Raw genomic sequence first — 19,011 nt, 5'->3', positions numbered from 1 at the left:
GCGGAAGAGATCACGGAAGCGCGGCTTCCATGATCGTCAGAATATCGTTCGGATGCCGCAGACGGTAATTGGCCGCAATTCCGGCATCGTAAGCTCCCCATAGCGCCAGTCCGGAGGCGACACCCGCTCCGGCCGCGCACTGCATATCGTAGATGCTGTCTCCGATGTACATCGCATCCTTCGGCTCTGCCTCAAGCCGCTTCAAGGCGGTCAGAATCGGCTCGGGATGCGGCTTATGCCGGGCTGTATCGTCGGCGCAGACGACGACATCGAAGTAAGGGTGCAGGTCGAACCGGGCAAAATCTTTGATGTATTCCGTGCGGGTTTTGGAGGTGACGATACCGGTTCGCAGCCCGAGCTTTTTGACCCGGCGCAGCATCGGTTCGATGCCTTCGAATACGCGGATTTGGTAGTCATGCCGCTCCATTAGCCGGTTCCAACGGTTCGCGGCTTCCTCAATATCTTGAATCCCGAAGCGGGGGAGCGAGCGGGCGCTCGGTATCCCGAGCACAAAGGCAAGGTCCTCAGGCTCAAAAGGGATGTTCCTCTCCCGCAGCAGGTCCGACAGCGAACTAAGAATCGCCTGCTCCGTATCGAGAAGCGTGCCATCTACATCGAATAATAGACAAGGATACATGAGGAATCAATCCTTTCGTTATGAATGATGCAGCATAACTTAATTATACTTACAATAACTTGTGTTAACAAGTGATATTCGATGAATATAAGCAAAAATACCTAAATTTCATAATGAATTGTGCGTAATTTCGTGATTTCTATGCATTCGCAAAATCAAGGTTTCCATATGCCACTCCTTTTGCTACAATATCAACAACAAACGAAAGCCGTATGCGACTGGCGAAAAGAGTGGATAACCACAAGGGAGCATGCGGTCGGAATCTTGCCGTTCGCCTGGGTAAAAGTATTTGCCGAAGACTCGTTGGAGGAGCTTTGGCGAATGCTTTTTTTCGTTTATGAACCCGATTCTAGCGAAAACACATTGGAGGTCGAGCCCTATGGCGCAACTGCTGAAATCGAAAGAGGCGGCGGATCAAGTATATGAGCGGATTCTTAAGCGAACGGAGGAATGGAAGGCTGCCGGCTGTCTGCCTTGCATGGGGGTTATTTTGGTCGAAGGCGATCCCGCCTCGCTGCTCTATGTCCGGGCCAAGCAAAAAATTGCCGGAAGGCTGGGTATCGCGTTTCAGTTGAAAACGTTCCGGCCTGACGCGCAGGAAAGCGAAGTGATGAGACTAATCGCCGAATGGAACGCCGATTCCGCCGTTCACGGGATTATGCTGGAGCTTCCGCTGCCGAAGCATTGGTCCCAGGCACGGATCGAAAGCGCCATCGCTCCGCAGAAGGACGTAGACGGGGTGACGCCCGCCAACAAGCTGGCGACGATGACGGGCTTGGAGGGGCTTTATCCTGCCACGCCGCAAGCGTGTATCCGGCTGCTCCGGCATTACGGCTACCGGCTGGAGGGCGCCAACGTCGCACTAATCGGCCGAGGCCAGACGGTAGGGCTGCCGCTCTTCCATATGCTACAGCGGGAGCAAGCCACCGTCACCGTCTGTCACTCGCGCACCCCGGATCTTGCCTTCCATCTGCGGCATGCGGAGGTTGCGTTCGCTGCGGCAGGACAGCCTGGACTGGTGACCCGGGAGATGGTTCACCCGGAGCTCGTTCTCATCGATGCGGGAATTAACGAATCGGCGGACGGAAGCATCGCAGGCGATGTGTCTGCAGGAGCGGCCGAAGCGGTGAAGGCGGTATCCCCGGTACCCGGCGGCGTCGGGACGCTCACGACAGCGATTTTGTTCGAAAATGTGCTGAAAGCGCTGGATCTGCAAGCCCAAGGAAAGGTGGCGGGACAATGACGTCAACGGTATGGTGGAACCGGACGGTCGGAGAGTTCGTTCAGGAGGCTGGAAGCGCCGAGCCGACGCCGAGGGGTGGCAGCGTAGCTGCTCTCGCTGCGGCGCTCGGCGCCTCGATGGCGTCGATGGCAAGCCGTTTGTCGCAAGGGGAGGCCTTCGCTGCGCTCCAAACTTCCGTAGGCGAGGTCTTGGAGACGATGAACCGACTTACCGGGGCGTGCGAGGAGCTGTTGGAAGCGGATATCCGTGCATTCGAGGAATATATGAGGGCGTTGAAGCTGCCTAAGGAAAGCGAAGAGGAGCGGGCGGCAAGACGCTCGGCGATCGACGAAGCAGCCGCGAGCGCCACTGCGGTCCCGCTCCGATTGATTCAGGTATGCTTGGAAGGACTTCGGGCCGCGGAGCGGATCGCCGAGGGCTGCAACAAGCACGTCGTCTCCGATCTCGGCATCGGGGCGCTGCTGTTCGAAGCGTCCGCCCAATCCGCCGGGCTGACCGTGCGGATCAACTTGAGTTCGCTGAGAAACGCAGAGCCCAATACGAACGACAGGTGTCCGCGATGCTTCAGGAGGCGGAGGCGCTCAAAACGCAGGTGCTCCGTACCGTTCACAGCCGGATCGCGGGGCATTGACCAAGCGCTGGTCCCGGCTGATTCCGGCCGCAGGCAGGTGTTTGAAAAAAGTCACAATTGCCCAATGCTTGGCGAATTCCGGCAGTTTATAATAAAGGTGAATCTTTGGGTTCGTCCCAAAGCAGGCCTGAAGATAGCGGTTACATCTTATTTTGTACTTTGGAGGTCATGCCATGTTGAATCATCCCATCGGCCGCTTGCGCATCATCGCTTTTATTGAGGGGATGTCCTATCTCGTTCTGCTGGCCATCGCCATGCCGCTCAAGTATTTTCTGGACATACCGCAAGCCGTCAAAATTGTCGGATCGCTCCACGGCCTGTTGTTCGTGCTGTATGTGCTGGCCGTCATCCACGTCACCTTCGCTCACCGCTGGACCGTGCTGAAAGTGCTGTTCGCCATGCTTGCCGCCTTCATTCCGTTCGGCAATTTCGTGCTGGATTCGCGTTTATTGAAAAACAGCCGCTAGGCGACCAGGAAAAGGTAGCCGCACGGAGAAGCTTGCGGGTCCACCCTTCACTGCCCACCTATAACGTTTTGCCCGAAAAGACTCCAGTAAGGAGTTTTTCTCATTTCTTGTTTTACAGCCGTTTGGTCCACCGAAATTCCTCGTGCTAAGCTTCTCCGCTTAAGTTAGTTTGTCCCACTTCGCCCACATTTTGCGCGGATTCAGCTCGTACTCTTCGTTGTCCCGGAACATGAACCGGTGCATAATAAATTCCCTGCGGATCGTCGCAAAGTCCTCGTGATACTGCCGGATGAAGTCGTTGATTTCTTGCTCCGTATACTTTCTTCCTTTCTCCAACCTGGAGACGATATGCTCCAGAACGATCAACTTCTTCTTCAACTGGGCAGGCACGTGTTTTAACTTGCCTTCAGTGGTGAAGAAGTTTTTCAGAACGGATTGTTGAAGACGTTCGGCTTTGTCCTCGGGCATGGAAGGCCCTCCTGTCTCGTTGGAATGGGAGTAGATCAGCTCTACCGAAGCGGCGGCGTTCGCCTTGATGAAGTGATGGTTCAGCGAAAAGTAGATGGTATTCTTCACCCGGCGCTCATAAAGCAAGCTGGCTTCCCGCAGCTTGGCGGCGTGGTGGGTGATGGTGGCAGGGGTTACGCCTAATTTGTCGGCGAGCACCTGTCCGTTCAGCTCCCCGTCCGCCAGCAGGATAAGGATGCGGATTCTTGTCGGGTCGGCGAGCGCTTTATGATAGTTGACGATCTTATCCAGCTGCATGGGTTGATGATCACCGTCCATAATATTTTTTAACACGTATCTAATTTAATTATTATCTAATTAGATAATATTCAAATTAGTATCGACTGTCAATGAAATCCAATAAATTCACTGTAGCATGGCCGAGTGGTTTATAATAGTGCCAATGAAGCTGAATCTGAATGGAGCCACTTTGGCCAAAAGGGGAGAGGTCTATGCTATGGATTCCGATTGACCGATCGCTCGACATGCCGCTGATCGGGCAGGTGTACGGGCAAATCCGCGACCGCATCTTAAAGGGGGAGCTTCCGTCCGGCGAGAAGCTGCCTTCTACGCGGGAGCTTTCCGGGGAGTTGAAGGTATCGCGCAATGTCGTTCTGGAGGCGTACGACCAACTGCTGGCGGAAGGCTTTCTGATCTCGCGGAGGGGCGCGGGGACGTTCGTGGCGGAAGGCGCCTGTCTCGAACAGCGAAGACGAGTGACGGAAGCGATGGCGCCGAGCGTGTATGACAATCTGCTTAAGGACGAGGGCCTCGTCAATTTCCGCTCGGGCATTCCGGCCTTGGACCGATTTCCGCGCAGAATATGGGCGCAGCTATCTTCGGCCGTCTGGAACGAAGCGTCGTCTGCGGTGCTGGGCTACGATACTCCCGAAGGGCGTCCCGAGCTGCGGCATGTGTTGGCACAGTACTTGTTGAAAAGCAGGGGAGTGTACTGTCACCCGGACCAGCTCGTCATCACTTCCGGCGCTACGCAAGCGCTGTCTCTGGTGTCCAAGCTGCTGCTGTCGCCGGGCGATGAAGTGATCATGGAAGATCCGATCACCTGCGATATTCAGGCGATGTTTCAAGCCCAAGGCGCCACCATTCGCTTCGTCCCGGTAGACGAGCATGGGATGCAGACGGCTTTGCTGCCGCAGGCAAGTTCGCCCCAATTCGCATTCGTTACGCCCTCGCATCAATATCCGCTGGGGGGAGCGCTGCCGATTCAGCGGCGCATTCAGTTGATTCAATACGCGCGTACGCACGATTGCTACTTGGTCGAGGACGATTACGACAGCGAATTCCGTTATGAAGGGCCGCCGGTCAGCTCCTTGCAGGGGCTGGAGCCGGACCGCGTTCTCTACATCGGCTCGTTCAGCAAAATTTTATCTCCGGCGCTGCGCATGGGTTACCTGATTCTTCCGATGCCTCTCGTCGAATCCTGCCGCCGCTTGAAGTGGTACGCGGATCTGCACAAGCCTTCGATGGATCAGCTCATTCTTGCGCGTTTTATGGAAGGGGGCTATCTGGAACGGCATATCGCGAAGATGAAGAAGCTGTACAAAAGCCGCAGAGATTGTCTGATCGACTGTCTGCGGTCCGCTTTTCCGGGCCGGGTGAACATCATCGGTGATTCGACCGGACTGCATCTCGTCGCAGAGTTTCCCGGACGCCGGTTCGACGAAGAGGCGGTTCGGAGGATCAAACGGATGGGGGTTAAGGTGTATTTGGTGGAAGAGCACGCCAACGACAAAGAAGCGCAGCGCAGCCGCCTTATTTTGGGGTACGGTCATCTTCCCAAGGAGGATATTCAGGAGGGGATCGCCCGGCTTAGCCGGGCTTTGCTCGGCATGTAGCTGCATAACGATGGCCTTGCGACCGTGCAGGGGGCGCCGGTCAGGTCCGGCGCTTCCCCTCGTTTATGCGCGCAAGCTTACACGGAAGGCGGTTCCGCTTCCCTTGCTTCGTCATCCGGGCCGGGGCTCGCTTGCGGATTTACCCAGGACGCTTGAAGGGAATCCTGCAAAATGCGAACGAGCACACGCAGCTCCGCGTCGTCATACTTTTGCAGGAAGCGGACGACGCCTTGCTCCATTTGCCGGTGCAGCGCTTCGTGAAGCCGGAACAGCTCCTGACCGAGCGGAGTCGTGCGGAAAAGCACTTCTTTTTTGTTATTGGGAAGAAACTGCTTCTGGATCAGGCCTTTGGCGGTCAGTCTTCGGGTAATTTTGGAAACGCTGCCCTTCGGAATGCCGAATTGTCTGGAGACGGTAATGCCGTTCACCGGCTCCAGCCGTCCGATGGCGTCGAGCACATGCAGCTCGGTCACCGTCGTATCTTTCAAAAGCCCGATAATTGCCGCATTGTCGCAATTCCGGGCCATCCACTGCCGCTCTTCGTCATCCTCGGCCTCCATTCGCCGTTGGACTTGCCCGAACAATCCGATGACCTGCCGGATGAGCGGCTCTTTGGAATCTTGGCTACCGGCGGGCAGGCCGTCGTTGGAAGTATGTGCCATGAAGAATCTCCTTCATTTTCGGTCGGTTTATTTTATCAGTATATCAAGAACGGGGCTATTTCAAAAACGGAAATGGCGCCTGATCATCCTCGAACAAAAAATGTTTCCCGGAAACAATATTGACAAAAGCAGTGGTCGCCGCTAATATTGTTTCCAGGAAACAATATTGCTGATTCGTCAGTCTGCGAGGAGAGGATTCGATAATGAATAGCGATCGGCTACACGGACTTGGTTCCGAGGAGATTCGCTCCGGGGAAGCCGTCACGACGCGGCGGGTCGCTCGGGCGCGGCGTGCCGGCGGACCGGAGGTCATCGAGGTTGCGGAAGAAGAGCTGGCCCCTTTAAAATCCGGCGAGGCGCTTGTGCGGGTGGAGGCCGTCGGCCTGAACCACGTGGAGTCTTTGGTACGGTCCGGTACGTATCCCATCCGGTTTCCGTTTCCCTACGGCGTCGGTGTGGAAGGCGCCGGGGTCGTTCTGGCCGTCGGCCCGGAGGTCTCGGTCCCCGTAGGCACGCGGGTATGCTGGACCGGCGTGCCCGGGTCCTGCGCGACTGCCGTCATCGCGCAAGCGGCCATGCTGGTCCCCCTGCCAGACCCGCTTACGTTCGAGGACGGCGCCAGCCTGGCTCACGCAGGGCTGACCGCTGGCGGTCTCGCCCGCCACTGGCCGCTCGGCGAAGGCTCGGCCGCTGTCGTATGGGGCGCGGCCGGTGCCGTAGGCCGCTTGCTCGTCGCTACGCTGGCCGAGCGCGGCGTCGAAGTGATCGGTATCGCCAGCGGCGGTGAACGGCTGGAAGCGGTGCGGGCGGCCGGTGCCGCTCTTGCCGTTGACCGTTCCGCCGAAGGCGTGCAGGCCGCCGTGCGTGCCTTTACCGGCGGTCGCGGGGCTGCCGCCGTCTTCGATCCCGTCGGGACGGAGACGTACAAGCTCAGCCTACGTCTGCTGGCGCGCCGGGGCTGCCTGATCAACTATGGACAGCTGTCCGGTGATCTGCCGTCCGTCGATATGAAGGAGCTCATGACGGCGGGCTCCGTCTTCGTGACCAAGTATGGCCCTGGCGGGGTCGAGGGTCCGAGTGACATGGCCGGACTCATCGCGGATGCGGTGAAGCTAGCCGTAAAGCGTCCTTTGACCAGCGGCGTTGCCGGGCGGTTTGCGCTGGATCAGGTAGCCGACGCCTACCGGGCGCTGGATTCCGGCGCTCACGGCAAGGTGCTCGTTATTCCAGGCGGCACCGCTCTTTGAGCAAGGGGCGGACCCTTACCCAAACAAGCAAAGCCGGAATTCCCCCTAGCGGGAAATTCCGGCCTCGCTTCAAGCTTCATTTCATCGGTCTAGCATTTACCACGGCTTCGCAAAGCTCTGCCGCATTTCGTCGCAGTACTGCTGTAGCTCGGTCTTCAACCCGTCCAACCACTCAGGGGCCGGGCCTCCTTCAGCTCGCTGTTTTCCAGCGAAGCAAGCAGTCTGGCGAAGCTGTACAGCTCGGCGAATCTCCGAAACCGCGGAAAGGCCTGGACCATAGCCTCATCCAACGGTCTGACGGAGCGGTACCCGCGCACAAAAGCCTGAAGCTGCGCCTCGCCTTCCGGGCTCTCGTCTTCCAATTGATCCGCAAGCGCCGCCGCAATATCCATAGCGAACCAATGGTACATGGAATCATCGAAGTCGATGACGCTCAGCTGCCCGGATTTTTCCTGCCAAAAGACGTTATCCGTCTGAAAATCGTAATGAATCAGACCGTAGGCTTCTTCCGCAGCCGGCATGACTTTTTGACTATAACTAAATTCGCCGCAAAACCGCTTGGGAAGGCTGGTGTACGAACCATTGTGCAGGTTGAATGAGGCGCTGGCCCCATTGAGGGGTCAATTATTCTACAGAAGGATCGGCTTATAGGCCAGCGCCTTGTCTACAATCTCCTCGGCCGACAGGTCTTCGTCGCTCCAAAAAATATAATCGCTGATGCTCGGGTCCGCGACCGAACTCGTAATCATGTCCAGCCAAATGTCCATTTCCCACTCTTCACCCGAGCACTGCATCACTTGTTCCACGAGCTCAATCAGCTCTTCTCGACTCAAGTCGCCTGGCAGGACGGAACGGTGATGGAACAGTCTTCTGGCGACAAACTCGGCGCCTTGGTCGGTATGCAGCAGCAGCTCTTCGACATCGGGATAGGTGACATTAGCCTTAAGCAGCTTCAGCTTTTCTTCGTACGGCTCCCCGGCATCATGGGCGTTCTGTATTTCCTGCACCAATTCGAAAATTTTCTCGTAAGACAACGTTTGCTCCATTTCGTTCACGTCCTAAGCGATTTAGATATGAGAAGATGTTTGCCTTGCAGTCGATTTCCAATAGGTCTTCGTTCCGTTGCATACAATGACCGCTTTGGAAGGGACTTGAATCCAGATCAGAATCCAATTCAAGATATCCAAAGAAGACGACAGCGCGTTTAATACGATCAAAAAGAGGATGAAAGGGGAGAGCGCCCCCAATAGGGCCAGCAGGGCCGGAAGTATGATGGATATGACAATAAAGGGCAATAGCGTAATGACGATATATCTCGTTTTGGTTACTTGTTCTTCCGTATACACAAATCCCCCGAACAAGGTGATGCCGACATACGTGCTCTTCGACGCGATAAAATTCGGGATCAGGATTAAGTGCAGCAGCTCATGAATCAAGAGCAGCGATATAACTCCCAATATACTCTTCAAGTCGATCGTGAACGATATCGATTCAGGTAAATAATTTCGGAGAGGGGCAGCCGAAAACATATTTACGATCCCAAGGGTCACGATGAGATTGATGATCATGAAAGGAACGGACAGGACTAGAGCGCGCATGGGGGATTTGGGTTCCTTCAGCAAAGCCCAGCCGTCACGGATGAACTCCGTATGCTTTTGTTTGTCGGTTTTCGGAAATCGGTTCCGTATTTTCATCGATTTCACTCATTTCACTCGCTCAACAAGTCTAGAATATCAAGCAGATTTTGACGTAAATCTTCCATTTCTTCATTCACGTACTCGTAGTGCCCGTTGATGCCCCGATGAATGATGGCGTTCATCGTCGGATGATGGTCCCGGTCCGTCGCTTGGATCAGATCGTGGGCGAAAGCGGCGGCTTGATGCTCGCTGTATTGAAATGTGCGCATCAGCATCGCGATTGTCAGCGCATGTGTCTGCGGCTGATCCAGGTCATCCCGGACCGCAACCGCCATCACGGCGCCGAAGCTGAAAGCGGCGATCAACTGCCGTTCGAGCTCGGTCGTCTCGGTAAACGGAATCTCGATCAGATCGAACAGCCTGTCCGCGAATTCCGTAATTTCAGTGAGTTGTTCCATGGGGTGCATCCTTTCCTGCCGGCAAATTTTTCAGAGGGGGTCGGCGATAGCGTTCCATCCTCTGGTATATACGTAATAAGACGGAAAAAGGAAGCAAAAACGGTATGAAAATTCGTGCCGGACTACTCCTCCGTGTCTTTCGCTGCGGCCTCCCGGCTGCACAAGACGGTTATCATTTCCTTGAACGAACCGAAGATCGGTCTGACGTAAGGCGCGAGATGGTCTCTATTCCTCGACGCCTCTTCACCTAACTCGTGCAAATGATCGTGCAAGAACCATACGACGGGACAATCTCCGTCTTCTTGTCTCCGCATCGTATCGAAGCATACCGGACCCTGGCTGTCTTCGCACTCGGCAAAAGGCACATAGCCTGCCGACAGCAGCGGTTCCCAGGCATTGATTAAAAAATCCAAGGGCTGGAGTCTTTCTTCCGAAGACAGCGAAGGCAACTCTATAAACCGGCAATCGCCTATGTATTCTCCGTCTACTTCCACATTATCGAATTGCAGAGACACGTAATTAAAAAGCGGTGGAAATTGTATTGAATATTCGCTCTCAACCGCCCGGATCTCGTCTTCGCCGATGGTCGAGTCCAGAGGCTTCCATTTCACCCAGCCTTCCTCGTCGACTTCTCCGTCCCGCATCTCCTGCGGCACTTTTTCTTGCACATGCATAAAGGCTATATCGACGGCTCTGGAGAAATACGGCTCCAGCTGCTCTTTGGTCCAAGAAATTTTTTCTATCATCGTATGCTTGAGCTCCTTTTTTCAGTTCCATTCCGGAACCGCGCATGATTACTAGTTTACGAAATTGGCGAGGTTTCTACCAGACTAGCCCGCACTTTTGTTCGTAGAAATACATAGAATATACCATGTCCAACAAGAAAGGATGGTGTGCTATGTCAGCCATTCACGAACATTACCATACCTGTAAGAAATATATTAACAAACGGGTGCGAATCATGACAATCAGCGGAGCCTCGTACGAAGGGCGGATCGTCAAAGTAGACGGGAACCGCGTTTACCTGCAGACGGGCTCGAACAACCGCAATAAGGCTACCGTTTCGTTTCTTCCGTTTATCCTTCCGCTCGTCTTGTTTGACCTGTTGGCCATCGTACTAATCGACCGGCCTTTTCGGAGATGTTTTTGCTAGTCGGATCGCTCCCTTGTCCTGGGGGATTGGGGCTTGTCCGTGGCCCGGTTCCGGCAGGGTGTGATTTAGATCATATCTTTAGCCCCGGATAGACGTTACCATAAAAGTGTAAACGATCTGCGGGGAGGTTTCCAATTATGCCATTCCAAAAAGTGCTAGTTGCTTTTGACGGTTCCGAGCTATCCGTTAAAGCTCTTCAGAAAGCGGTCGCTATTACTCAGGAAGATTCGGCGGAATTAATCGTCATCCATGTATATCAATCTCCGGTTCTTGCTTATGGATCCGCCTTCGTCACCGTTCCGGCCAACCTGGATCAGGATTATGAAGAGTTTGCCCGGTCCGTATTGAAAGAAGCGGAAGAGGTAACTGCCGGCGTGTCCGGAGTGAAGCACGTGCTGCAGCAAGGTCAGCCAGCCGTTACGATTCTGGAGTATGCGGAAGAAAACGGCGTCGACCTTATTATTATGGGAAGCCGGGGACTAAGCGGCATTCGCGAGTTTGTCCTTGGCAGCGTCAGCCACAATGTCGTTCAGCACTCGAAAGTTCCGGTGCTCGTGATCAAGTAACGGCAGCGGGGAAGGAAAGCACCTTAACGGGTGCTTTTTTTTATTTCCCGCGGCGGCTTGCTTCAGTACAATATGATATAATTTGGGAAGCAGACCCTGCGGAGGAGATTATAAAGCGAAAGGTGACTTATGCCCGTATTTGTACATTTAACGCCGGAGCAATCGATCGCGAATATCGTTCGCAACGGCATCAAGCCGAGCGAAGTGCATGTGGACGGGGTCGGGGACGGCGTCTTCTGCATGCCGTTGATTCACGATTTTTACGCGTCGCATCAATGGCTCCGGGAGCTGAGACGGTTTAACAAAAAGAATATGACCGCCGTGTATTTTAAACTGAGCGATGAGGAGGCCGTCTTTTTCGGTGATTATTACCAGAAGCACCGGCGGGGAAGCGCAGCGCAGGCCGTAAAGGCTTTTTTGGAGCGGGAAGACCGGATGGGCTTCCAGATAATCGTGCCGAGAAAAATCCTCAAGAACGAAATCTTGCGAACCAAAAAGCTGTCCCAGACGATCGGCTGGCGCTTTTATCCGAAAGCGAAAGGAACCAAGAGGTGCCTTTGTCCCGGGTGCCTGCGCGGCGGTGAAGTGAACGACAACAAGCAGATTTTGAGAAAGTACGAGGAGCTGCTGTCCCAACTAAGACAAGCTAAGGAAAAAGAGATCCCGTCGATACTGAGGTCCATCTGGAGGCTGAAGATCGATCACGACCGCCGTATCAAGGACTTTCGGCCGTTGTTGTACTTGAAGGATTCGTCCAATCCGGACATTCTGGCCGAGTTTGTTGCAGTGATCTCCAAGTTTCGGGGTCCCGAAATCGAAGAGATTTTGCGGGAGCTGATGGAGCATCCTAACCCTCATGTGAAGGCTGCGAGCGCGGAGGAATGGCTGCGATTCAAAGGAAGGGGAGATGAGGAATGAGTTTTACCGCCAACGAGGTTGCGGAATGGATGTTGAATGAGGTGAAGTCCGCGGGCATTCTTTATCAAAGCGATGCCGTGCGGCATATTTCCGCTCATTTTGGCGAGGCGTTTATTTATGTCAACGAGAACGGGAACGCGTCCATCGATAAGGAAGTGAAGAAGGTGTTCAAGAAGCTGCACAAGGGAAGGGTAGCCTGGGACCGGGACGCTTTCTTCTGGGGCTGGACGTAGGAGGGGCGTATGTTACTGCCTCACAGGTTCAAAAAAGACGGAGAGATCGAGAAGAAGCTTATCGCGTATTTAACTGAACAGGAAAGCTACTACTTCGTTTCGGACGGCGTGGCGCTGTCTGCAGATCAGCCGAGGCGCTTCACCCACGACGAAGCCGTGGGGATCTACAACCGGTTTGCGGAAGCGGACATGGCCTGGATGGGCGTCAGGCACCGGGAGCCGATGATGTACCATTTTGCCGTTCGGATCGATCCTCAGGAAAGCAAGGCGTACCTAATGGAATATCTCGATATTTTCAACGAAGAAAAGAACCTTCACTTGAAGCATATGGTCGAAATTTTAAGTTGGGAAGGGATACGGAGCTTACACGTTCCGTTACGGCTTACCGAGACGGAGGATAATTATTGTTCCGTGGAACATGACCGGCAGGGGCATGCGATCTTGACAAAAAAGGCTTAAGCTACGGAAAGTCGATAGGAGGGCAGCTCCCGCCAAGAGAAGCAGCCCTCTTTTTTCTATGAAATCAGTTTAAGTCCGATGGCTGACGCGAGGATCAGGCCGATGAACAAGATCCGCCTCCATTCCTTCGGCTCGCCGAAGGCGAACATCCCGAGCAGCGTGCTTCCTGCGGTTCCGATGCCGGTCCATATCGCGTAGGCGGTGCCCATCGGGATGTGATGCATAGCGAGCGACAATAACGAGAAGCTTGTTCCAAGCGTGACGATGAGGAACAAGTACGAGGTCCAATGGCGATGCTCCGTCACGCGTTTAAGGGCAACAACGCCGATGACCTCGCACAGTCCGGCGGCCAGCAGAGCAGTCCATGCCATCACGCCTCACCGCCTTTGCCCTCGGCATCCTTTGTAACGAGCTTAAGCCCCAGAACGCCGGCGGCCAGCGCAGCGATGAGCACGAGCTTGAGCGGATGAGCCGGTTCCCCGAAGAGCGCAATTTCGGTCATGACCGTACCGGCCGTGCCGAGCCCCGTAAACATCACATACACCGTACCGATCGGTAATTTGGCGGCCGAATCCAGAAAGGCTTTGAAGCTAAATAAAATAAATACGAGGGTGAGCACCCATTCCCACCACGCCGTCGAATGCTTTAGGCCTGTGACCCAGACGACCTCCGTTGCCCCGGCCAATAGTAACAGCCACCATGCTTTGTTCATACCTTGGTTTTCTCCTCCTTGCTAGCTTAGAAACGCTTGATGTCATTGTAATTCAATAGGGGCATATCGTATAATGATCAATATTGATAAAGGTATCATTATTTTTGATATCTGGAACGGAGGGGTGTCTGATGGAATTGACGGATCTTAAAATGTTTGCGGTCATTGCCGAGGAGGGCAGCATATCCCGCGCCGCAGAACGGCTGGGCTATGTTCAATCGAATGTGACCGCGAGAATCCGGAAGCTGGAGTCGGAGCTGGGGGTCCCGTTATTTCATCGGCATCCGAAAGGCGTTGTCCTGACGGAAAAAGGAAGCGCCTTTCGCGACTATGCCCTAACGATCTTGAATTTGTCCGAGGAAGCGGTGAGGGCGGTGCGGGAGACGGATTATCCGAGCGGCCCGCTGGCGATTGGGGTGGTGGAAACCGTGAATTGCCGTAATTTAATGAAGGCTCTGGCGGATTTTCAAACCCGGTATCCCGGCGTCTCTCTCTCGATCATGACGGGAACTTCCGCGGATTTGCTTGCCAAACTGCTGAATCATCAGCTCGACGGAACGTTCGTTACCGGCGAGAGCGACTCGTCCAAGCTCGTTTTCGAGCATACGGCAAAAGACGAGCTCCGGCTGCTGACCCGGACAACCGGGGAGGCATACCCGGATCTGGCCCATACGAAATGGGCCGTTTCTCCGAAGGGCTGTCCGTTCCGGGCGGTTCTGGAAGCGTGGCTTCGCAGCGAAGGAATTCCTTTGGCCAATATGCTGGAAGTGAGCTCGCTGGAAACGCTTCTGAGCTGCGTGCGTTCCGGGCTTGCCGCTACGCTGCTGCCCCAATCCGTGCTATCCGGCGAGTTCGAGGAGCTGGGAAGCTACCCGGTTCCGGAAGCGTTCCGCTATACGACAACAAGCTTCGTCCGCCGCAACGATGGATTTTCGAGCAAAGCTTGTGCCGCTTTCGTGGAGATGGTAAAGGTGAACGGGCTGTAACCGCCCTTCCTCTGCTTTTACTCAAACAGGTGCCGGTTTTCATAAACCGTTACTTCGCAGACCGGCTCAAAGCCCGATCGCTTATAAATATTAATACCGTCCGGCGAAGCTTGGAGTACGCACCGTCCGGTGCGGCGCTTCCGGGCTTCCGCAAGCAGGAAGTTAAACATGGCGGACCCGAAGCCTTTTCCCCGGCATTCCTGCCTCGTGGCAATGTCGTAGATGCCGACGCTATCGGGTGCGAAAATGAGACAGCCCGTAGAAACGACGTCATCCTGTACCGTTCCGATGAACAGCTTCATGACGGAATGGTTCAGCAGCTGTGCAGCGGACGGCTTATTAAAGTATAACCGAACGTTAGCGGCTTCTGGCGATTCGCCGAATAAAGAAGCCAGCACGTCTGCGTATTGTTCGATGTCCCGGGCAGACGCTACCTCCTTCAGCTTCAGTTCCTCTGGGCAATTCGTATCCGGCTGCAGCGCGTCCAGGTCGGCATACATGGCGATATTGATCTCCGCTTCGTTCAGTCCCAGATTTCTTAACGTTTCAAACGTGCAGCTATTGCGATCTTCCCATGACCACAGCGCCATAGGGTACTGCTTCTTGTTGAAGTATTCAACGGTTTCTTCGATCAGACCGGTGTCCGACGGCTTCACCTGCTCCTTAAGCCATACCGAATTATTGAACGTATCGGACGGCAGTCCACAATCTACGCGAATAAAATCCGCCGTTTTGCGGACATTCATCTCACCGGAATCTTTCGCCAAGCAGGTGGATCTGGTTATAAAATTCGCCCGAACGAGATGGGCCAGCTGTTTAAGCTCTGTCGTCATTGGAATTCCTCCTTGTTAAGCATTTGCCCGGGGAGAGCTGGGGGAGTTAACCCCATTGTACCATTTTTTACCTATGAGTTCATGCTGCTAAGCGATGACTGCTTCTCTGGCGCGAACACGACCAATGGTCCGGTCATCAGATCTTCCAGGGCGCTGCCGTCGTTTAATGCATTATTAATGGCGTTAAATTCCGAGCTTTGGAATAGGATGTTTTGAATTTTCTTGTTGTCGATCTCTCCGCTGAACTTGTCCGCCACTACGTTTTGAATAAGTTTATAGACTTGATTGTTCGAAAGCAAGGATTGCTGCTGCGTGTCGTCAGGGAAAATCATGATCATCTCGTTCGAATATTGAACCTCTTTGACGATCATCCGGCAATAGACCGATGGGATTAAGCAGTACAGCTCCCATGCCAAACGCTCGTCCTTGGTGTACTGAGCGATCTTTTCGATGATTTCCTCGGGGCTTTCCGAATCGGCATGTTCCATAATTTCGATCGCGTGACGGATGGATTGGATAAGCTCATTCTCTTGAGTCTGCGGCTTCTGCTTCTTTCGAAACAAATCAAAAATTCCCACGGTAGCTCCTCACCCCATGAAAAGTTATGTTAGTATTATATCGTCCGGATGGAGTTTCTTATTAATCTTGGAACGCGGTCGATGAGGCTGCAAAGTATTCAACCGAAGGAGAGGGTTTGCGTGGCAGTAACAATCATTGCGGGGGATTTGCTCGAGGCTAAGGAAGACATCGTTGGCCACCAAGTCAATTGCCAAGCCGTAATGGGCTCGGGAGTAGCCAAATTATTAAAAACGAAATATCCGAACCTGTATACATCCTACCTCGATTATTGCAAAGATAAGACTCCGGAGGAGCTTCTCGGAACTCTTCAGCTTGTCGACGTGCAAGGGAAGCTCGTCGCGAACATCTTCGGTCAATTGACCTATGGCCGATCGAAGAAAGTGTATACGGATTATGCCGCACTGAAAGAGGCCCTGCTCTCGTTAAAAAACTATGCGAAAGAGCACGCTTTAACGGTGGCGCTCCCCTATGGGATCGGCTGCGGGTTAGCCAACGGGTCTTGGGAGATTGTAGGGAAAATTCTGGAAGAAACATTCGACGATTATGAAGTAACGCTTTATCAAATCCAATAAGCGTTCAAAGGGGAAGGAGCGGTGCTTATCGCACAAGCGCTCCTTTTTTTACTTCCGTTAGAGCCGGGCCCCATGCCGGCGCAGCAGCTCCGCAACGCGCTCGTTCCCTTGCTTGACGGCGAGCGCCAAGGGCGTATCTCCGCCTTCCGCCTTCGCGTTGACGTAGGCACCATGCTCCATGAGCAAGCGAACGAGTTCTGTGTTATCGTGGTGAAATACCGCCGTATGCAGGCAAGTGTGGCCGTTGCTGTCGAAGATATTCGTCCGGGCACCGCGGGTCAAAAGCAGCCGGATGACTTCCGGGTTCCGTTCCCCCGCAATTGCGGCATGCAGCGCGGTATTCGAAGGAATGTAAGAAATTTTGGAATGCGACACGGCATTCACATCCGCACTATAGTCCAGCAGCACCTGTACGGCGGCTTTATTGCCGAAATGCGCCGCAAACCCTACGGGAGTCAGGCCGTCGCCGTTTTCCGTATGGGTGAGGCTCGGATCGGCCTCCAGCATGTCTTGCAGCCGCGAGGCATCCCCCGATTGTGCCGCTTGAAACACGTCGTCAATGCTTGGAATAAGCTCCATTCAATTGTCCTCCATTTCTGCAGATCCGTCCTGTTCTTAACTTATCATATCTCTTGCCGCATGCGCTTCTTGAAAATCACTTTTTTTGACGGAACCGGGAGGGAGAGGCGCCAAATCGCTTGGCAAATAAGCCGCTGAACGAGCTTGGACTGTGAAATCCGACGTTCAAGCAAATGTCCGTTATCGACGTATCGGTTCGCAGAAGAAGTCTTTTTGCTTCCCGAAGTCGGAGTTCGGTCAAATATTGATGGGGAGACTGACCGAATAACTGCTTGTAGCACCTAAGAAAATGATTTGGCGATAAGCATGCCGCTCCTGCAATCTCTTCCAAGGTGATGGGCTTGGCATAGTAAGCGGTCATATAATCGTGTCCGATACTGACCCTTCTGAACAATTCCTCCCGTGTCGACGCTTTCCGCGACGGCAGCTTCAGCATCTCCCGATGAACCTGACGATGGACCTGCAAAAGCCTCTGCGCCAAATCGTGCAATTGTTCATCCAACCAGACATCATCCCCCAGCTTGTTCCCATATTCCGCCTTTAGTTTCAATAATGCCGGAGTGAGCCACTCGTCGTTGCCGTAAGTCTTTTCAACAAAATCGACGGGCCCCGGCTTCAAGGACAGCGGGTCGTCGAGCAGCTTCTCCTCCGGTGTGATCAGGCTGCGGTAGATCTCTTCGGTCATGTGCTCCGGAAAAAAGATGCAGAAGGATTCTACGGGGGCCTGTGCTTCAATCGTAATCGAGTACTCCTGACCGTGATTTAACAGCAGATAGCTGCCCTCGCCGACCGCGAAGTGTCCGTGGCCCGCCTCGTAGACGGCCCTTCCGTTTCGGAACGTTTTTATGGATAATGCGCCTTGGCCCTTCCAGAAATAATGGCCGCTTCTGGCATCCAGGATCGGAAGGGAATTCCGGGGGCGATTGGGGATCAAAGTCATCGTATTCACCTTTCATAAAAGCTGCGTTCCTTATGTTTTCTGGGCCATGCATACCATCTCCTGCTCCAAAAGTGTGTGAAAATTTACATAAAAATGGAAAAGTTTGCGTCCGATATATGTACCATGAGATGACGTATCTCGATGAGATTGGACTGCACGGAAAAAACTTTTCAGAAAAGGTGTTGTAAAAAATATGAAGATTGTATTGATCATCATAGTGTGCATCATCGCGGCCGTAGGCGCATTACTGCTGTGGAGCAGCCGCCTAACCGCCAAAATGAATAAGGAAAGAAAAGAGCTGGAGACCAAATACGAGCTGCCCAAAGACAAGCGGCGATTGCTTGCTTACGGCGCGATCCTTGCCCTATACCGGAGAGAATCGACGCGGGTTCTTGAGATCAAATCGGATCGCGAGGAATTAAAGCAAGGTCTGGCGTCCGCTTGGGGAATCTCCGGCAGAGAAGATGCCATCGATATATTGGAATGGTTGATAAATGAAGGGCATCGAATAAGATATAACGAAGTCTATGCAGCTTTGAAATCCGGCGAGCCGATTGTGGAAGAGGAGCTTGGCAAATCCAAGTCGTGTTATGAAGAAGCGAAGCAGGTCATCAAAAGCAAGCTGAAGTTTACCGACGAAGACTTCAACGCAATTGAAACGATTGCTGCGTGGGATTACGATCGCGCGATCAATATTGCAAGATGGAGCTACGCCTTGGATTACATTACGGAGGAAGAGGCATGGGAGTATATTGAGGAGGCGGCTAAGAAAGCCAGCAAAACGTTTCTGGACTGGAAATATTACTATATCTCGTTTGCTTTCGGCAGGGCGATTGCTTACGAAGGAAGCATTTACGATACGGTATGGGAGGCCAAAAGAGAGCTGTTCGAAGACCCTGGTAGCGTCTGGAACGAATTTCCGTTTAGGCTGAGCGCTTAAGATCATAGTTACGTGCCTGCCGGCCCTGGCGTTGAGTCGAAACGCGACTTCAGCGGTGGGCTTTTTTATCGTTAAGGCTGAGAAGACTCCCTCTTCGATAAGGGGGAGATGAATCAGTATCTCTTGTGTACGAATGCGAACATATGTGCTATAATTGTGATAAAATCACCAAATGAGGTAAATGCTTGCATGTTGA

Annotated in this window: 27 protein-coding genes and 1 riboswitch; of the genes, 13 read left to right on the top strand and 14 right to left on the bottom strand. The window is 53.6% G+C overall.

Going from position 1 to position 19,011, the window contains the following annotated elements; translation table 11 throughout:
• Positions 1–10: 10 nt before the first annotated feature.
• Positions 11–637, bottom strand: a complete 627-nt coding sequence (locus PEL01S_RS30855; protein ID WP_127462955.1) for an HAD family hydrolase — start codon at positions 635–637, stop codon at positions 11–13.
• A 204-nt stretch (positions 638–841) separates the two neighbouring features.
• Positions 842–925: riboswitch (ZMP/ZTP riboswitch) on the top strand.
• A 91-nt stretch (positions 926–1,016) separates the two neighbouring features.
• Here PEL01S_RS30855 and PEL01S_RS30850 point away from each other — a divergent pair.
• Genes PEL01S_RS30850 through PEL01S_RS30840 form a run of 3 tightly spaced genes read left to right on the top strand, consistent with a single transcriptional unit; the run spans position 1,017 to position 2,978 of the window.
• Positions 1,017–1,880 (top strand): bifunctional 5,10-methylenetetrahydrofolate dehydrogenase/5,10-methenyltetrahydrofolate cyclohydrolase, encoded by an 864-nt coding sequence (locus tag PEL01S_RS30850; RefSeq protein WP_127462954.1) that lies wholly within the window; start codon positions 1,017–1,019, stop codon positions 1,878–1,880.
• Positions 1,877–2,731, top strand: a complete 855-nt coding sequence (locus tag PEL01S_RS30845) for a cyclodeaminase/cyclohydrolase family protein (RefSeq protein WP_239551263.1) — start codon at positions 1,877–1,879, stop codon at positions 2,729–2,731. The genes PEL01S_RS30850 and PEL01S_RS30845 overlap by 4 nt, the downstream gene beginning before the upstream one ends.
• Positions 2,685–2,978 (top strand): DUF3817 domain-containing protein, encoded by a 294-nt coding sequence (locus tag PEL01S_RS30840; protein WP_063186967.1) that lies wholly within the window; start codon positions 2,685–2,687, stop codon positions 2,976–2,978. The genes PEL01S_RS30845 and PEL01S_RS30840 overlap by 47 nt, the downstream gene beginning before the upstream one ends.
• Before the next feature lie 159 nt (positions 2,979–3,137).
• On the opposite strand, the gene PEL01S_RS30835 is transcribed toward PEL01S_RS30840, so the two are convergent.
• A complete protein-coding gene (locus PEL01S_RS30835) occupies positions 3,138–3,743 on the bottom strand; it encodes a DUF2087 domain-containing protein (RefSeq protein ID WP_108530829.1) in 606 nt (201 codons plus the stop codon).
• 194 nt (positions 3,744–3,937) lie between these two features.
• Between PEL01S_RS30835 and pdxR the strand changes: the two genes are divergently transcribed.
• Positions 3,938–5,341 (top strand): MocR-like pyridoxine biosynthesis transcription factor PdxR, encoded by a 1,404-nt coding sequence (pdxR, locus tag PEL01S_RS30830; protein WP_127462953.1) that lies wholly within the window; start codon positions 3,938–3,940, stop codon positions 5,339–5,341.
• A gap of 77 nt (positions 5,342–5,418) precedes the next feature.
• On the opposite strand, the gene PEL01S_RS30825 is transcribed toward pdxR, so the two are convergent.
• A complete protein-coding gene (locus tag PEL01S_RS30825) occupies positions 5,419–6,003 on the bottom strand; it encodes a MarR family winged helix-turn-helix transcriptional regulator (protein WP_127462952.1) in 585 nt (194 codons plus the stop codon).
• A gap of 203 nt (positions 6,004–6,206) precedes the next feature.
• Here PEL01S_RS30825 and PEL01S_RS30820 point away from each other — a divergent pair, with 203 nt between their 5' ends.
• A complete protein-coding gene (locus tag PEL01S_RS30820) occupies positions 6,207–7,250 on the top strand; it encodes a zinc-binding dehydrogenase (RefSeq protein ID WP_127462951.1) in 1,044 nt (347 codons plus the stop codon).
• A gap of 155 nt (positions 7,251–7,405) precedes the next feature.
• Here PEL01S_RS30820 and PEL01S_RS30815 read toward each other — a convergent pair whose 3' ends face one another.
• The 5 genes from PEL01S_RS30815 to PEL01S_RS30795 form a co-directional block, all read right to left on the bottom strand.
• A complete protein-coding gene (locus PEL01S_RS30815; protein ID WP_127462950.1) occupies positions 7,406–7,771 on the bottom strand; it encodes a phosphotransferase enzyme family protein in 366 nt (121 codons plus the stop codon).
• Positions 7,772–7,879: 108 nt separating this feature from the next.
• Positions 7,880–8,296 carry a bacteriocin immunity protein gene (locus PEL01S_RS34840; protein WP_127462949.1) on the bottom strand — a complete coding sequence of 139 codons (417 nt, stop codon included), beginning with the start codon at positions 8,294–8,296 and terminating at the stop codon, positions 7,880–7,882.
• Positions 8,297–8,317: 21 nt separating this feature from the next.
• On the bottom strand, positions 8,318–8,944 hold the full coding sequence (locus PEL01S_RS30805; protein WP_127462948.1) for a DUF3267 domain-containing protein: 627 nt from the start codon (positions 8,942–8,944) through the stop codon (positions 8,318–8,320).
• 14 nt (positions 8,945–8,958) lie between these two features.
• Entirely contained in the window at positions 8,959–9,345 is a 387-nt protein-coding gene (gene imm48 / locus PEL01S_RS30800; protein WP_127462947.1) for an Imm48 family immunity protein, read from the bottom strand.
• A 122-nt stretch (positions 9,346–9,467) separates the two neighbouring features.
• The gene (locus PEL01S_RS30795; protein WP_239551261.1) at positions 9,468–10,091 is read right to left on the bottom strand and encodes an SMI1/KNR4 family protein; all 624 of its coding nucleotides are present in this window, start codon (positions 10,089–10,091) and stop codon (positions 9,468–9,470) included.
• A 152-nt stretch (positions 10,092–10,243) separates the two neighbouring features.
• Here PEL01S_RS30795 and PEL01S_RS30790 point away from each other — a divergent pair, with 152 nt between their 5' ends.
• From PEL01S_RS30790 to PEL01S_RS30770, 5 genes are all read left to right on the top strand, one after another.
• Positions 10,244–10,498, top strand: coding sequence for a hypothetical protein (locus PEL01S_RS30790; protein WP_010494652.1), 255 nt, complete (start codon positions 10,244–10,246; stop codon positions 10,496–10,498).
• 137 nt (positions 10,499–10,635) lie between these two features.
• Positions 10,636–11,064: a universal stress protein gene (locus PEL01S_RS30785; protein ID WP_010494654.1), complete on the top strand. Its 429-nt coding sequence runs from the start codon at positions 10,636–10,638 to the stop codon at positions 11,062–11,064.
• A 129-nt stretch (positions 11,065–11,193) separates the two neighbouring features.
• The gene (locus PEL01S_RS30780; RefSeq protein WP_127462946.1) at positions 11,194–11,982 is read left to right on the top strand and encodes a HEAT repeat domain-containing protein; all 789 of its coding nucleotides are present in this window, start codon (positions 11,194–11,196) and stop codon (positions 11,980–11,982) included.
• Complete coding sequence (locus tag PEL01S_RS30775; protein WP_063186984.1) at positions 11,979–12,215, top strand: DUF6953 family protein; 237 nt, start codon at positions 11,979–11,981, stop codon at positions 12,213–12,215. Before PEL01S_RS30780 ends, PEL01S_RS30775 begins: the two co-directional genes overlap by 4 nt.
• 9 nt (positions 12,216–12,224) lie before the next feature.
• Complete coding sequence (locus tag PEL01S_RS30770; protein ID WP_127462945.1) at positions 12,225–12,674, top strand: hypothetical protein; 450 nt, start codon at positions 12,225–12,227, stop codon at positions 12,672–12,674.
• Between the two features lie 56 nt (positions 12,675–12,730).
• Here the strand turns inward: PEL01S_RS30770 and PEL01S_RS30765 are convergent, their stop codons facing one another.
• Together PEL01S_RS30765 and PEL01S_RS30760 are read right to left on the bottom strand one after the other, a co-directional pair.
• A complete protein-coding gene (locus PEL01S_RS30765; RefSeq protein ID WP_127462944.1) occupies positions 12,731–13,045 on the bottom strand; it encodes a DMT family transporter in 315 nt (104 codons plus the stop codon).
• Positions 13,045–13,386 (bottom strand): DMT family transporter, encoded by a 342-nt coding sequence (locus tag PEL01S_RS30760; protein ID WP_127462943.1) that lies wholly within the window; start codon positions 13,384–13,386, stop codon positions 13,045–13,047. Before PEL01S_RS30760 ends, PEL01S_RS30765 begins: the two co-directional genes overlap by 1 nt.
• A gap of 131 nt (positions 13,387–13,517) precedes the next feature.
• Between PEL01S_RS30760 and PEL01S_RS30755 the strand changes: the two genes are divergently transcribed.
• A complete protein-coding gene (locus PEL01S_RS30755) occupies positions 13,518–14,372 on the top strand; it encodes a LysR family transcriptional regulator (protein WP_063186992.1) in 855 nt (284 codons plus the stop codon).
• 17 nt (positions 14,373–14,389) lie between these two features.
• Here the strand turns inward: PEL01S_RS30755 and PEL01S_RS30750 are convergent, their stop codons facing one another.
• Positions 14,390–15,205, bottom strand: coding sequence for a GNAT family N-acetyltransferase (locus PEL01S_RS30750; protein WP_127462942.1), 816 nt, complete (start codon positions 15,203–15,205; stop codon positions 14,390–14,392).
• Positions 15,206–15,276: 71 nt separating this feature from the next.
• On the bottom strand, positions 15,277–15,783 hold the full coding sequence (locus PEL01S_RS30745) for a hypothetical protein (RefSeq protein ID WP_127462941.1): 507 nt from the start codon (positions 15,781–15,783) through the stop codon (positions 15,277–15,279).
• A gap of 120 nt (positions 15,784–15,903) precedes the next feature.
• On the opposite strand from PEL01S_RS30745, the gene PEL01S_RS30740 reads away from it, so the two are divergent.
• Positions 15,904–16,356 carry a macro domain-containing protein gene (locus tag PEL01S_RS30740; RefSeq protein ID WP_127462940.1) on the top strand — a complete coding sequence of 151 codons (453 nt, stop codon included), beginning with the start codon at positions 15,904–15,906 and terminating at the stop codon, positions 16,354–16,356.
• 57 nt (positions 16,357–16,413) lie between these two features.
• Here the strand turns inward: PEL01S_RS30740 and PEL01S_RS30735 are convergent, their stop codons facing one another.
• Positions 16,414–16,935, bottom strand: a complete 522-nt coding sequence (locus tag PEL01S_RS30735) for an ankyrin repeat domain-containing protein (protein WP_127462939.1) — start codon at positions 16,933–16,935, stop codon at positions 16,414–16,416.
• Between the two features lie 76 nt (positions 16,936–17,011).
• Positions 17,012–17,875 (bottom strand): helix-turn-helix transcriptional regulator, encoded by an 864-nt coding sequence (locus PEL01S_RS30730; protein ID WP_127462938.1) that lies wholly within the window; start codon positions 17,873–17,875, stop codon positions 17,012–17,014.
• A gap of 193 nt (positions 17,876–18,068) precedes the next feature.
• Here PEL01S_RS30730 and PEL01S_RS30725 point away from each other — a divergent pair, with 193 nt between their 5' ends.
• A complete protein-coding gene (locus tag PEL01S_RS30725) occupies positions 18,069–18,815 on the top strand; it encodes a DUF1266 domain-containing protein (protein ID WP_127462937.1) in 747 nt (248 codons plus the stop codon).
• Positions 18,816–19,011: the final 196 nt, after the last annotated feature.

Source organism: Paenibacillus elgii NBRC 100335, assembly GCF_004000865.1.
Taxonomy (GTDB): Bacteria; Bacillota; Bacilli; order Paenibacillales; family NBRC-103111; genus Paenibacillus_G; species Paenibacillus_G elgii.
The sequence above is the reverse complement of the archived record's forward strand: the minus strand, read 5'-3'. Positions and strand labels throughout refer to the sequence as shown.